This window comes from Kitasatospora sp. NPDC056327 (assembly GCF_042261735.1).
Lineage (GTDB): Bacteria > Actinomycetota > Actinomycetes > Streptomycetales > Streptomycetaceae > Kitasatospora.
Genome location: NZ_JBHJRC010000251.1, coordinates 1 through 12,265 on the forward strand (window position 1 = coordinate 1; position 12,265 = coordinate 12,265).

Sequence of the window (12,265 nt, forward strand, 5' to 3'; positions counted from 1 at the left end):
CTCCCCGGGCACCCGTGTGGCCGGGGAGGCGGACGGCCCGCCGGCGCCGGCCGGTGACAGCGGGACGGCGACGGGCCGGTGCCGGCGGGACGGCGACGGGGCGGGGAGCCCCGGCGGTGCGAGGGGTTCCCCGCCACCGTCCGGTCAGGGTCGGCCGGCCGCGTGCGCCGCCTCCAGCCAGTTGAGGAACTCGCAGGCGAAGTGCCACTGGTGGCCGGTGAGAACCTGCTCGGGAGCGCCCTCCGGGAACTGGATCGTCAGGCGGACGCGCAGGCCGCGCGGTCCGTCGGCGAACTCGTGCATGACGCGGCAGACCTCGGTGCCGTCGGCGAGCCGGCCGGTGCCGCCGATCCGGACGGGGTAGCCGTCGTGGCCCTCGTCCTCGATCGCGACCCCGTCGTGGAAGGTGAGGAAGAAGCGCAGCGGCCCGGAGCCGATGGTCTCGATGATCTCGACCACCCCGTCGGCGGAGTCGGCGAGGTAGTGCTCCGGGTTGGCCGCGAGCAGCGCCGCCCGGTCGGCGTCCGCGAGCCGGCCCTGCCACCAGGTCAGGAACTCCACGGCGGTGATCCCGCCGATCTCCAGCTCGGTCACGGCGGACCGCCAGGCGCCGCCCGAGGCGCCGGGCAGCGGGGCCATCGCCTCGTCCGCCGCCCGGAGGTCCCCGGCGAGCAGTTCCCGCATCGCCTCGTCGCCGAGCCGGTCCTTGAGCAGGGCGAGCGCGGCCCGGGCGCGGTCCAGCTCCCATCGGCGGATGTCGTCCTGCGTGTACTCGGTGCCGTCGATCACGGTCCGGACAGTCAGCGCGCCACTCATGGCGTGCTCCCTTCGACCCTGGAGCCTCAAGTCTCAAGTCTCGCGTCCCAAGCGGAGAGTTTTTCTCCGCTTCCTGGACGGTAGCATAGGCGGAGAGGAACTCTCCGGTTCAGTGGGCGACGGAAGGCGGGACACCGTGCGGGCGGACGCGGCGCGCAGCAGGCGACGGATTCTCGACGCGGCCCGCGACGTCTTCCTGGCGCACGGCCCCGACGCGCCGCTGGACCTGATCGTGCGCCGGGCCGGAATCGGCTCCGGCACGCTCTACCGGCGCTACCCCGACCGCGAGGCGCTGGTCCGGGACCTCACCGGCGACCTGCTCACCCGCCTGGAGGGTGTGGCCGAGGCGGCGGCCGCCGTGGACGACGACGCCTTCGCGGCGCTGCGCCGGTTCGTCCACGGCGCGGCGGACCTGCGGATGGGGGCGGTCGTCCCCGTCCTGCTGGAGGGTCTCGTGGTCGACGAGGAGCTCGTCCGGATCCGCACCCGCACGGTGGGCACCGTCCAGGCCCTGGTCGACGCGGCGCACCGCTCCGGGCGGCTCCGCCGCGACGTGGGCACCGGCGACCTCGTCCTGCTCTCGATCCGCCTCTCCCGGCCCCTCCCCGGCGGCCTGGACCGGCTCGACCCCGAGGGCGACCTCCTCCACCGCCACCTCGACCTGGCCCTCGACGGCCTCGACGCGGCACCGGCGACCGCGCCCGCGACGGACCGGGCACCGGGCACCCCCCTGGGCTTCGCGGACCTCGTCGCCGCCGCCGACCGCCCCGCCGTCACCGGCCCGGGGCCCGTCGGCGGGTAGTCCGGTGCTCGGGGGCGGCGTCCGGTTCGAGTACCATGGAAAATGATCGATCATTGCTCAACCGGTGAGCGGAGGAGAGTCGAGTTGGCACTTCCCAGAGATCCCGGGGGTCCCGCGGACGCCGCACCCCCTGCGGACGCCGCGGGCCCGGCGGTTCCGGCGGTTCCACCGCGCTCTGCGGCGACCGCGCCGGGCCTCCCCCTGGAGCGGTCACCGCTGCACGAACACGTCCGCGCCTTCATGCTCGAAGGCCTGGTGGCCGGCCGCTGGGAGCCCGGCGACCGCATCGTCGAGCGCCGGATCGCCGTGGAGCTCGGCACCAGCCAGGCACCCGTGCGCGAGGCGCTGCGCGAACTGGAGGACATGGACCTGGTCGCCTCCTCGCCCAACAGGGGCGCCCGGGTCAAGGAGCTGACCGTGGACCAGCTCCGGGACGTGTACGTGGTGCGCGCCGCCCTGGAGCGCCGGGCCGTGATGCTCGCCGCCCCGCGGCTGGCCGGGAACACCACCGCCCTGGAGGGGCACCTGCTCGCGATGCGCCGCGCGGCCGCCGAGGGGGACGTCGACGGCCAGGCGCTGCACGGCGTGGCCTTCCACCGCACCATCGTCCACGCGTGCGGGAACCCCGTGCTCGTCCGTCACTGGGACGGGCTGGGCGTGGAGGTCTGGACCCGCCTCTCGCTGCGGTGGCTGCGCACGGAGCTGCACGACAACGCGGAGGACCACGAGGAGATCGCCGAAGGCCTGCTCCGCGGGGACCCGCACCTGGGGCGCCTCATGGAACGGCACGTCATGGACTACGCGCGCGACCCGGGCAACGCCTGACGGCCCGACCCCGGGGGCCGCCCCGGCCCTGCCCGCTCCTCCCCGCCGCCCCGGAACGGGCCGTGCCCGGGCGCGACCGGAGGCCCGGCCACCGGGCCGCGCCGCATCCGTCCCCCGCCGCCCCCCGGCCCGGCGTGCCCGCCACCGCCGGCCGGCCGCACCCGCACACCCCTCCCCCACCCGCACACCCCCCGCCACGACGGCACCTACCCTTCCCCGCCGGAGAAGGCAGGCGCCGCCCTGCAGTGATATTTGATCGATCATCGATCATCCAGCCGACCCGAACCGGCCCCGCACCCCAGAAGGGCGAACGCATGTCCCTCCACCACCAGCTCGACCAGCTCCCCGACCCCGATCCGCAGGAGGTCGCCGAGTGGCTCGCCTCCGTGGACGGCGCGGTCGGCGCCGTCGGGCCGCAGCGCACCGCACGGCTGCTCCGGCGCGTCGTCGACCACGCGCGCCGGGCCGGCGTACCGCTGCCGCCGCAGTCCGTCACCCCCTACGTCAACACCATCCCGACCGCCGCCGAACCCGCCTACCCCGGTGACGAGGCACTGGAGGCCCGGATCACGGCGTGGAACCGGTGGAACGCCGCCGTCATGGTCACCCGCGGCAACGAACGCGGCGGCCTGGGCGGGCACATGGCCACCTACGCGTCCGCCGCCTGGCTCTACGAGGTCGGCTTCCAGCACTTCTTCAAGGGCAAGGACGCCGACGGCAGCGGCGACCAGCTCTACCTCCAGGGCCACGCCTCCCCCGGCGTCTACGCCCGCGCCTTCCTCGAAGGACGCCTGAACGAGGCCGAGCTGGACCGGTTCCGGATGGAGGCGGGCGGCGGCGGCCTGCCCTCCTACCCGCACCCCCGGCGGCTCCCCTGGCTGTGGGAGTTCCCGACCGTGTCGATGGGCCTCGGCCCGCTGTCGGCGATCTACCAGGCCCGCTTCAACCGCTATCTGCAGCACCGCGGGATCAAGGACACCGGCCGGAGCCGGGTGTGGGCGTTCCTGGGCGACGGCGAGATGGACGAGCCGGAGGCCACGGCCGCGCTCTCGCTCGCCGCCCGAGAGGAGCTCGACAACCTCACCTTCGTCGTCAACTGCAACCTGCAGCGCCTCGACGGCCCGGTCCGCGGCAACTTCAAGATCATGCAGGAGCTGGAGGCCCAGTTCCGCGCGGCCGGCTGGAACGTCGTCAAGGTGCCCTGGGGCGCGGAGTGGGACGGCCTGCTCGCCGCCGACGCCGACGGGCTCCTCCTCGACGCCCTCGACACCCTGCCCGACGGGCAGTTGCAGACCTTCGCCGCCCGGGACGGCGCGTACGTCCGCGAGCACCTGTTCACCGGCGCGCTCGCCGGGCTCGCCCGCCCCTACGGTGACGGGGACCTCGCCCGGATCGTCGGCACCTCGCGCGGCGGACACGAGCCGCGCAAGATCCACGCCGCCTACCGGGCCGCGCTGGAGCACCGCGGGGCTCCCACCGTCGTCCTGGTGCAGACGGTCAAGGGCTGGACGCTCGGCCCCGGCTTCGAGTCCCGCAACGCCAACCACCAGATGAAGAAGCTCTCCGGCAAGGAGTTCCGCGTCATGCGCGACCTCCTCGGGCTGCCGATCCCCGACGCCCGGCTGGGCGAGGGCCTGGTCCCGTACGCGCACCCGGGAGCCGACTCCGAGGAGGTCGCCTACCTCCGGGAGCGCCGCCGCGCCCTCGGCGGCCCGGCCCCGGCCCGCCGGGTCGTCGCCCGGCCGCTGCCCGCCCCCTCCGGCAAGCCGTTCGCCGCGCTCGCCAAGGGCTCCGGCACCCAGGCGATCGCCACCACCATGGCCTTCGTCCGACTGGTCAAGGACCTGATGCGGGAGCCGGAGACGGGGCCGCGGTGGGTGCCGGTCGTGCCGGACGAAGCCCGCACCTTCGGCATGGAGTCGCTGTTCCCCTCCGCCGGCATCTACTCCCCCAAGGGCCAGACCTACGAGCCCGTCGACCGGGACCAGCTCCTCTACTACAAGGAGTCCACCGACGGCCAGATCCTCAACGAGGGCATAACGGAGGCCGGTTCACTCGCCTCCTTCACCGCCGCCGCGACCTCGTACGCCACGCACGGCGAGCCGATGATCCCCTTCTACATCTTCTACTCGATGTTCGGCTGGCAGCGCACGGCCGACCAGTTCTGGGCGCTCGCCGACCAGCTCGGCCGCGGCTTCGTCGTCGGCGCCACCGCGGGACGCACCACCATGACCGGCGAGGGCCTCCAGCACGCCGACGGCCACTCGCACCTCATCGCCTCCACCAACCCGGCCTGTCTCCCCTACGACCCCGCCTTCGCCTACGAGGTCGGCGTGATCGTCCGCGAGGGGCTGCGGCGGATGCACGGCGACGCGCCCGAGGACGTCTTCTACTACCTCACCGTCTACAACGAGACCAAGGTCCAGCCACCGATGCCGCGGGCCGAAGGCGTCGAGGAGGGCATCCTGCGCGGCCTGTACCGCTACCGGCCGGCCGCCGCGGACGCCGCCGGCTCCACGGGCGCCCCGCGCCTGCAACTGCTCGCCTCCGGCACGGCGATCCACTGGATCCTGCGAGCCCAGGAACTGCTCGCCACCGACTGGAACGTCGCCGCCGACGTCTGGTCGGCCCCCTCCTGGACGCTGCTGCGCCGGGACGCCATGGAGGCCGAGGCCCTGGGCCGCACCCCGTACGTCACCGAGGCGCTGGCCGGCGCGCCGGGACCGGTGCTCGCCGTCTCCGACTGGATGCGCGCCGTTCCGGACCAGATCGCCCCCTGGGTCCCGCAGCAGTGGACCTCGATGGGGACGGACGGCTTCGGCCTCTCCGACAACCGGGACAACGCCCGCCGCCACTTCGGCGTCGACGCCGAGTCCATCGCCGTGCACGCCCTGCGCACCCTCGCCGGCCGCGGCGACGTCGACCCCGGCCTGCCCGGACTGGCCGCCCGGCACTACGGTCTGCCGGACAGGGGCTGAGCCGCCGGCTCCGCACCGTGCCGCCCCCGCCGAGGCGGAGGCGCACGGTGCGGAGCACGTCGCCGCCGGGCTCCGGCGGCTAGCGCACCAGCAGCTTCTCCAGGACGTCCGCCGCCCGCGGGGCGCCGCCCGCGCCGCGGACCGTGCCGCTCAGGGCCGCCGCGCGGGGGCGGCAGGCACGGACGTCCCGGACGGCTTCACGCAGGCCCCGCACGGTCGGCTCGGTGAGCGTCCTGCCGACCCCCAACTCCTCCGCCCGGCGGGCGATCGCCCGCTGTTCCGGGATCTGCGGCACCGCCACGAAGGGCACCCCGTGGTAGAGGGACTCCATCACCGAGTTCATCCCGGCGTGGCTCAGGAACACCTCGGTGTGCCGCAGCACCGCCACCTGCGGCACCTGCGCGTGCACCTCGACGTTCGCCGGGACCGGGCCCAGCAGCGCCCGGTCCAGCCCGCCCACCGCCATGACGACCTGCCAGTCGCCGCCGCCGAAGGCCTCGACGCAGGTCCGGTAGAAGTCCGGCCGGTCGTTGAAGACGGTTCCCAGCGAGATCAGCAGCACCGGGGCCCGCGAGCGGGGGCTCCACTCCGCGGCGGTCTGCCGGCTGCTCAGCGACGGCCCGACGAAGTGGAAGCGCTCGTCGAAGGTGTCCCCCGACAGCTGGAACCCGCGGGGGACGAACACCAGGTTCGTCGGGGCCACGTGGCCGAACATCAGGTTCGGGTCTTCGAGGAAGGCGTGGCCCCGGGCGAACCTCCCCATCTCCTGGACCGCCGCCACCAGCCGGGGATGGCCGTGGTCGAAGTCGGCCGGCAGGTACACCTGCGCCGCCGAGAAGGACTCGTTCTCCGCGAAGGTCGGCACCAGGGCGACCTCCGGCACCCCGAGCAGGTTCGCCAGCATCCGCCCGGTGAAGGTCACCGAGTCGTAGCACACCGCGTCCGGCGGGTCGGCCGAGAAGTGCCCGGCCAGGACGGGGAACGAGGCACGAGCGTCGTCCAGGTAGTACTCCATCGTCACGGCGAGCTGTTCCGCCGTGAAGCCGCCCCGGGCCGCCAGGTCGGGCGGCAGCTCCGAGGGCAGGGTCACCGGTGACGCCCCGGCGGCGACGGCGGCGTCCATGGTGGCCGGTCCGGTGGCGTAGCTGACCCGGTGACCGCGCCGGACCAGCTCCTCGACCAGCGGCAGGGTCGGGTTCACGTGCCCGGACGCGGGCGCGCTCACGAAGGCGAAATGGGCCATCAGCCCTCCTCCAGCACGACCGGCAGGGTCTTGTGCCCGTTGGTGAAGAAGGAACCCAGCGGTTCGAGTTCGGACGACGGGACGGCCAGCCGCAGCCCGGGGAACCGGTCGAACAGCGCGGCCAGCGCCGTCGTCGCCTCCAGCTTCGCCAGGGGGCTGCCCAGGCAGTAGTGCACGCCGTGCCCGAAGGTGAGGTGGTCGGCCCGCGACGACCGGGTGACGGAGAAGTCCTCCGCGTCGGCCCCGTGCCGCGCCGGGTCGCGGCCGGCCGCGCCGTAGGACAGCAGGATCGCCTCGCCCTTGCGGATCCGCACGCCGTCCACGGAGAGGTCCTCCACGGCGTACCGCAGCGGCAGGTTGGGCACCGGTGCCTGCCAGCGCAGGGTCTCGTCCACCACGTCCTCCCAGGTGCTGCTCCCGGAGCGGACCAGGGCGAGCTGATCGGGGTGGGTGGCCAGCGCGTGGACGGCGTGGTCGAGCAGGTTGACGGTCGTCTCGAAACCGGCGGAGATGGTCAGCAGCAGGGTGTCCAGCAGTTCCCGCTCGGACAGCCGGGTGCCGTCCGCCTCCCGCGCGGCGATCAGGTCGCTGGTCATGTCGTCGCCGGGCTCGCGCCGCTTGGCGGCCACGAGTTCCTTGAGCAGCATGTACAGCTCGCCGGAGGCGGCCTGCACGCCCGCCGGGTCGGCGTCGAGGCTGAACACCGCGTCCACCAGCCGCCGCAGGTCCTCGCCCGTCCGCGCGGACACCCCGAAGAGTCCGGTGATGACCTGGATCGGCAGCGGGAACGCGAACCGCGCGCGCAGGTCGACCGGCTGCCCCGGCGGCACCGCGGCCAGGTCGGCGATCAGGCCCGCCGTGATCTCCTCGACCCGCGGCCGGGTCGCCTCGATGCGGCGCGGGGTGAACGCCTTGGCCACCAGGCTCCGCAGCCTGGTGTGGTCGTCCCCGTACGCGGTGAACATGTTCTGCATCGCGACCCACATGATCAGCGGCCAGTCCGGCGGGATGTCGCCGTCGCGCCACATGGGCCAGTGCTTGTTCGCGTCCTTGGAGACCCTCGGGTCCAGCAGCAGCTTCCTCGTCAGGTCGTGCCCGGTGACGGCCCAGGCCGACACGCCGCCGGGCAGTTCGACGGGCGTGGCCGGGCCGCGCCCGCGCAGGGCGGCGGCCTCGCCGAAGATGTCGCCGCCCGAGGGGTCGATGACGTACGCGTCGGCGGGCGGCGGCGGGGCCTGCACCCGCACCGGCTCGGGGGAGGCGGTGGCCGTCCGGGGCACGGGCTGCTCGGTGATCTCCAGCAGGGCCGCGGTGAACCGCGAGCCCATGCCGAGGCCGATCGACATGACGGTGTCGCCGGGCCTGAGGGTCTCGTCGTGCAGCAGGTGGTCGATGCCGAGCAGTTGGTCGCACGGCCCGACGTGGCCGAGCTCGCGCAGCATCGGCCAGGTGGTGCGGCTCAGGTCGATGCCGAGCGGCTCCAGCACGACGACCTCCAGCTGGGCCAGACCCAGACCGGTGACGACGAACCTGGTGATGTCGGAGACGCTGACGCCGCCCTCCTTGGCGGCCTGCTCGACCGCGGTGACCAGGGCCCCGCTCATCAGCGTCAGGTACGGGGCCAGGCCGGTGACCTCGATCGGCGTACGGTTGCGGTGGCCCTCGGGGTCCGGGATCGTCGGGGTGGCGAGGACCTCCATCTGGGTCGCGGAGCTGTTGGCGGTGGCCACCAGCCGCGCCCGGCCGCCGTCGCGGTTGAGCACGGCGGCGACCGCGCCGTCCGCCAGGAAGATCCCGATGGTCGGCTGCCAGCGTTCCCACCGCGGCGGCAGGAACCGGGCGGTGGCGGTGACCAGGGTCGCCGTGGCCGCCGGGTCGGCCACCAGGTGCGCGGCGGCGGACTGCAGCGCGGCCGAGCCGCCGTTGCTGGTCGCCTCGACCTCGTAGACGAGGGCGTGGCCGAGGCCGAGGACGCGCTGCAGGTGACAGGAGGACGCCATGTGGTCCTGGTGGTCCATCTGGGCGTAGGCGGCCATGGAGATGTCCGCGCCGCTGCGGCCGGACTCGCGCAGGGCCCCGATCGCCGCGTGCACGGCCATCGCGTGCTCGGTGACGTCTTCGGAGCTGGTGAACGACACGAAGTCCGACAGCGCGAGCAGCCGCCGCATGGTCTCGGTGTCCGGCACGGCCTGCGTCGCGGGCGTGCGGGGCGGCAGGTACCGCCCCGTTCCGCCGATGTAGACGTTGTCCCAGATCATGCTTGGTCCTTTCCCCTGAGTACGGACAGCCCGGCGCCGTAACCGCTGAAGTCGAGGAGCCATGTGCTGATGGCCAGCGCCGTGGCCGCGGAGTGCTCCTCCAGGACGGTGAAGTGGTCGCCCGGGACGGTGAGCACCTCCTGGACGGTGGTGGACAGCCGGGGCCACGAGCGGCGCGTCCCGGTGCCCACCAGCAGCACCGGCGCGGTGACGGGCACCGGATCGCCGGCCAGGTCGAGGTAGCGGCCCATGGCCACCAGCCGGTCGTCGTCGACCGGCCGGACCTGGTGGCCGGCGTCGAGCATGCCGGTGAGCACACCCGGCAGGTCTTCGGGGTAGCCGTCGATGAGCACCACGGCGCTGGGCCGCGCCCCCCGCCGCTCCAGTTCCCCGGCGGTCGCCAGCGCCAGCCACGCGCCCACCGACCGGCCGACCAGCACCGGCGCGGCGACGGCCGACGCGGCCTCGGCGAGCGCCTCGACCAGGACGTCGGCGTCCGCGGGCAGCGGGTCCCCGGCGAAGCCCGGCAGGGTGACCGCCGCGACGTCCCGGGCGGCCTCCAGAGCCGCGGCGAACCGCCCGTACTCCTCGATGCCGCCGGACGCCAGCGCGGACGGCAGGCAGACCAGCGACGGCTGGAGGAAGCCGGCCGCGAGGGCGACCAGCCCGGCCCCGGGAGCGTCGGTGGCCGGGCTCAGCCGGGACGCCGTGGCCAGCAGGTCGAGGCCGTCCTGCGCGCGGCCGACGTCGACGGCCTTGCGCAGCAGCCGCTCCATCGGCCCGGTGAGCCGGTTCTCCGGCGAGCACAGCCGGCCGTAGAGGTGGTTGACGAGCTGTTCGGGCGTTGGGAAGTCGAAGACCAGGGTCGCCGGGAGCCGGAGCCCGGTGGCCGCGTTGAGCCGGTTGCGCAGCTCGATCGCGGTCAGCGAGTCGACGCCGTGGTCGCGGAAGAGCTGCCCCGGGTCGCCGATCCCGCCGGGGGCCATCCCGAGGATGCTCGCACTGTGCGTCACGACCAGGTCGAGCAGCAGGGCGCGCTGCTCGGGCTCCGGCAGGTCTTCCAGCCGGGCCCGCAGATCGGCGGGGCCGGCCACCGGGACCGGTGTGCGCCGTGGCCGGGCGAGTCCGCGCAGCAGCGCCGGCGGCGCGTCGATCGCCCCGAGGTCGAGGCGGACCGGCACCAGCGCCGGGGGCCCGCCGGCCGGGGCGGTGCCGGACAGGGCCGTGTCGAACAGGTCGAGGGCCTGCCCGGTGGCCAGCGGCAGCATGCCGGTCCTCGCCAGGCGGCGGTGGTCGGCCTCGGTCAGGTTCCCGGTGATGCCGCTGGACTCCGCCCACTGACCCCAGGCCAGCGACGTGACCGGCAGACCGCGGGCGTGCCGGTGCTCGGCGAGCGCGTCGAGGAACGCGTTGGCGGCGGCGTAGTTGGCCTGCCCCGGGGCGCCGAACACCCCGGACGCCGAGGAGAACAGCACGAACGCCCGCAGGTCCAGGTGCTCGGTGGCCTCGTGCAGGTACCACGCGGCATCGGCCTTCGGTCGCAGCACCGTGTCGATCTGCTCCGGTGTCATCGATCCCACCAGGGCGTCGTCGACGGTCCCGGCGGCGTGCACGACGACCCGCAGGTCGGGGAGCGAGGCGACGAGGTCCCTCACTGCCCCGCGGTCGCCGGCGTCGCAGGCGACCACGGTGAGGGCGGCGCCGCCCAGCTCCTGCCGCAGCCCGGGCGGCTCGACGCCGCGGCGGCCGGCGAGCACCACGTGGGAGGCGCCGTGCCGCGCGACCAGGTGCCGGGCGACCAGGACGCCGAGGGTGCCGGTGCCACCGGTGATCAGCACGGTTCCGTCCAGGGGCGCGCCGTCCGCCGGCTCGGCGGGGGCCCCGGCCGGTGCGGCCCTGACGAGTCGCGGTACGAGGGCCGTTCCCCCGCGCAGCCGGATCTCCGGCTCGCCGTCGCCCACGGCGGCGCGCACCGCGGCCGGGACCGCCCGTCGGGACGCGGCCGTGCCGTCGTGCCGGACGGTCAGGATCCGCCCGGGGTGCTCGCTGTGCACGCTGCGCAGGAAGCCGCGGGCGGCGGCCGAGGCCAGGTCGTCCCCGGTGAGGACGACGAGCCGGTCCGGCGTGTCGGCGTCCAGGAACTCCCTCACCCTGCCCAGCAGTTCCCTGGTCACCGCATGGGCGGCCGCGACCGGATCGCCCTCGCCGGCGACCTCGTGGAGGACCGTCCCGGTCTCCGGGCCGTCCGGTGCCGCCATCGGGGTCCACTCGACGGCGAACAGCGTGTTCCGCCGGCGCGCGGCCGCGTCGCCCACCGCTTCGACGGGCCGCAGGACGATCTCGTCGATGCTCACGACCGGGACCCCGGCGGTGTCGGTGATCCGCACCGCGCAGGTGTCCGGCCCGGTCGGGTGCAGCACCACGCGGACCGCCGCGGCCGAGCCGGTGACCGACACACCGGAGAACGAGAAGGGCAGCCGGGCCGGGCTGTCGCCGGCGCCGCCGTCCCCGGCCGTGAGGCCCGCGAGCAGGGTCAGCGGCTGAATGGCCGCGTCCAGCAGCGCGGGGTGGAAGCCGTAGCCGGTGAGCTGCGCGGGGTCCACCGGGAAGGCCGCCTCGGCGTGCAGGTCCTCGCCGTGCCGCCGGATGCCGGTGAGCCCCTGGAAGGTCGGCCCGTAGTCGTAGCCGGCTTCGGCGAGCCGGTCGTAGAACGAGCCGATGTCGACCGGCTCGCCCTCGTCCGCCCCGGGCACGGCCGTCGGTCCGGCCCCGGACGCCGGCCGGGGAGCGAGCGCGCCGGTCGCGTGGCGGGTCCACTCGTCGGGCTCGGCGGAGGTCCGGGAGTGGACGCTGACGGGCCGGCGCCCGGCTTCGTCGGGCGCGCCGACGGTGACCTGCACGTGCACACCGTCGTTCCCGGACAGCACGAGCGGCGCCTCCAGGACCAGCTCGGACAGGACGGGGCTGGCCGTGTGCCCACCGGCGTGGACGGCCATGTCGACGAACGCCGTCGCGGGCAGCAGCGTCGAACCGAGCACGGTGTGCTCGGCCAGCCACGGGTGGAGGGCCGCGGAGAGCTTTCCGGTCAGCACCACGCCCTGTCCGTCGGGGAGCTTCACCAGGGACCGCAGAAGCGGGTGGTCGGGCGTGTCCGGGCCCTCCGACGGGGTGGTGGGGTGGAGCCAGTAGTGCTGGTGCTGGAAGGCGTACGACGGCACACGCACCGCCCCCGTGGCCGTGGTCGCCGACGGCCTCCAGTCGACGGCCCCGTCCGCCCACAACCGCCCCAGCGCGGCGAACAACCGCTCCGGCGAATCACCACCACGACGCATCAGCCCACTGC

At 74.8% G+C, this 12,265-nt stretch carries 7 protein-coding genes; 3 read left to right on the forward strand and 4 right to left on the reverse strand.

Annotated elements, in window-relative coordinates:
* Window positions 1-144: 144 nt before the first annotated feature.
* On the reverse strand, window positions 145-816 hold the full coding sequence (locus tag ACFCX4_RS28015; RefSeq protein ID WP_376148058.1) for a hypothetical protein: 672 nt from the start codon (window positions 814-816) through the stop codon (window positions 145-147).
* 112 nt (window positions 817-928) lie between these two features.
* Between ACFCX4_RS28015 and ACFCX4_RS28020 the strand changes: the two genes are divergently transcribed.
* The 3 genes from ACFCX4_RS28020 (at window position 929) to aceE (ending at window position 5,421) form a co-directional block, all read left to right on the forward strand.
* Window positions 929-1,618, forward strand: a complete 690-nt coding sequence (locus ACFCX4_RS28020) for a TetR/AcrR family transcriptional regulator (protein WP_376148061.1) — start codon at window positions 929-931, stop codon at window positions 1,616-1,618.
* 201 nt (window positions 1,619-1,819) lie between these two features.
* The gene (locus ACFCX4_RS28025; protein ID WP_376148076.1) at window positions 1,820-2,443 is read left to right on the forward strand and encodes a GntR family transcriptional regulator; all 624 of its coding nucleotides are present in this window, start codon (window positions 1,820-1,822) and stop codon (window positions 2,441-2,443) included.
* A gap of 314 nt (window positions 2,444-2,757) precedes the next feature.
* On the forward strand, window positions 2,758-5,421 hold the full coding sequence (gene aceE / locus ACFCX4_RS28030; protein WP_376148064.1) for a pyruvate dehydrogenase (acetyl-transferring), homodimeric type: 2,664 nt from the start codon (window positions 2,758-2,760) through the stop codon (window positions 5,419-5,421).
* A gap of 79 nt (window positions 5,422-5,500) precedes the next feature.
* Here aceE and ACFCX4_RS28035 read toward each other — a convergent pair whose 3' ends face one another.
* The 3 genes from ACFCX4_RS28035 to ACFCX4_RS28045 all read right to left on the reverse strand — a co-directional run.
* Window positions 5,501-6,664, reverse strand: coding sequence for a macrolide family glycosyltransferase (locus ACFCX4_RS28035; protein ID WP_376148067.1), 1,164 nt, complete (start codon window positions 6,662-6,664; stop codon window positions 5,501-5,503).
* Entirely contained in the window at window positions 6,664-8,922 is a 2,259-nt protein-coding gene (locus tag ACFCX4_RS28040) for a cytochrome P450 (protein ID WP_376148070.1), read from the reverse strand. Before ACFCX4_RS28040 ends, ACFCX4_RS28035 begins: the two co-directional genes overlap by 1 nt.
* A partial coding sequence (locus ACFCX4_RS28045; RefSeq protein WP_376148073.1) for an SDR family NAD(P)-dependent oxidoreductase occupies window positions 8,919-12,265 on the reverse strand: 3,347 nt, incomplete at its 5' end. The genes ACFCX4_RS28040 and ACFCX4_RS28045, both read right to left, overlap by 4 nt.

Bases quoted from the DNA above. Each gene is read 5' to 3' on its own strand.
- ACFCX4_RS28035 (WP_376148067.1), bottom strand. From the start codon at position 6,664: ATGGCCCATTTCGCCTTCGTGAGCGCGCCCGCGTCCGGGCACGTGAAC.
- ACFCX4_RS28040 (WP_376148070.1), bottom strand. From the start codon at position 8,922: ATGATCTGGGACAACGTCTACATCGGCGGAACGGGGCGGTACCTGCCG.
- aceE (WP_376148064.1), top strand. From the start codon at position 2,758: ATGTCCCTCCACCACCAGCTCGACCAGCTCCCCGACCCCGATCCGCAG.
- ACFCX4_RS28015 (WP_376148058.1), bottom strand. From the start codon at position 816: ATGAGTGGCGCGCTGACTGTCCGGACCGTGATCGACGGCACCGAGTAC.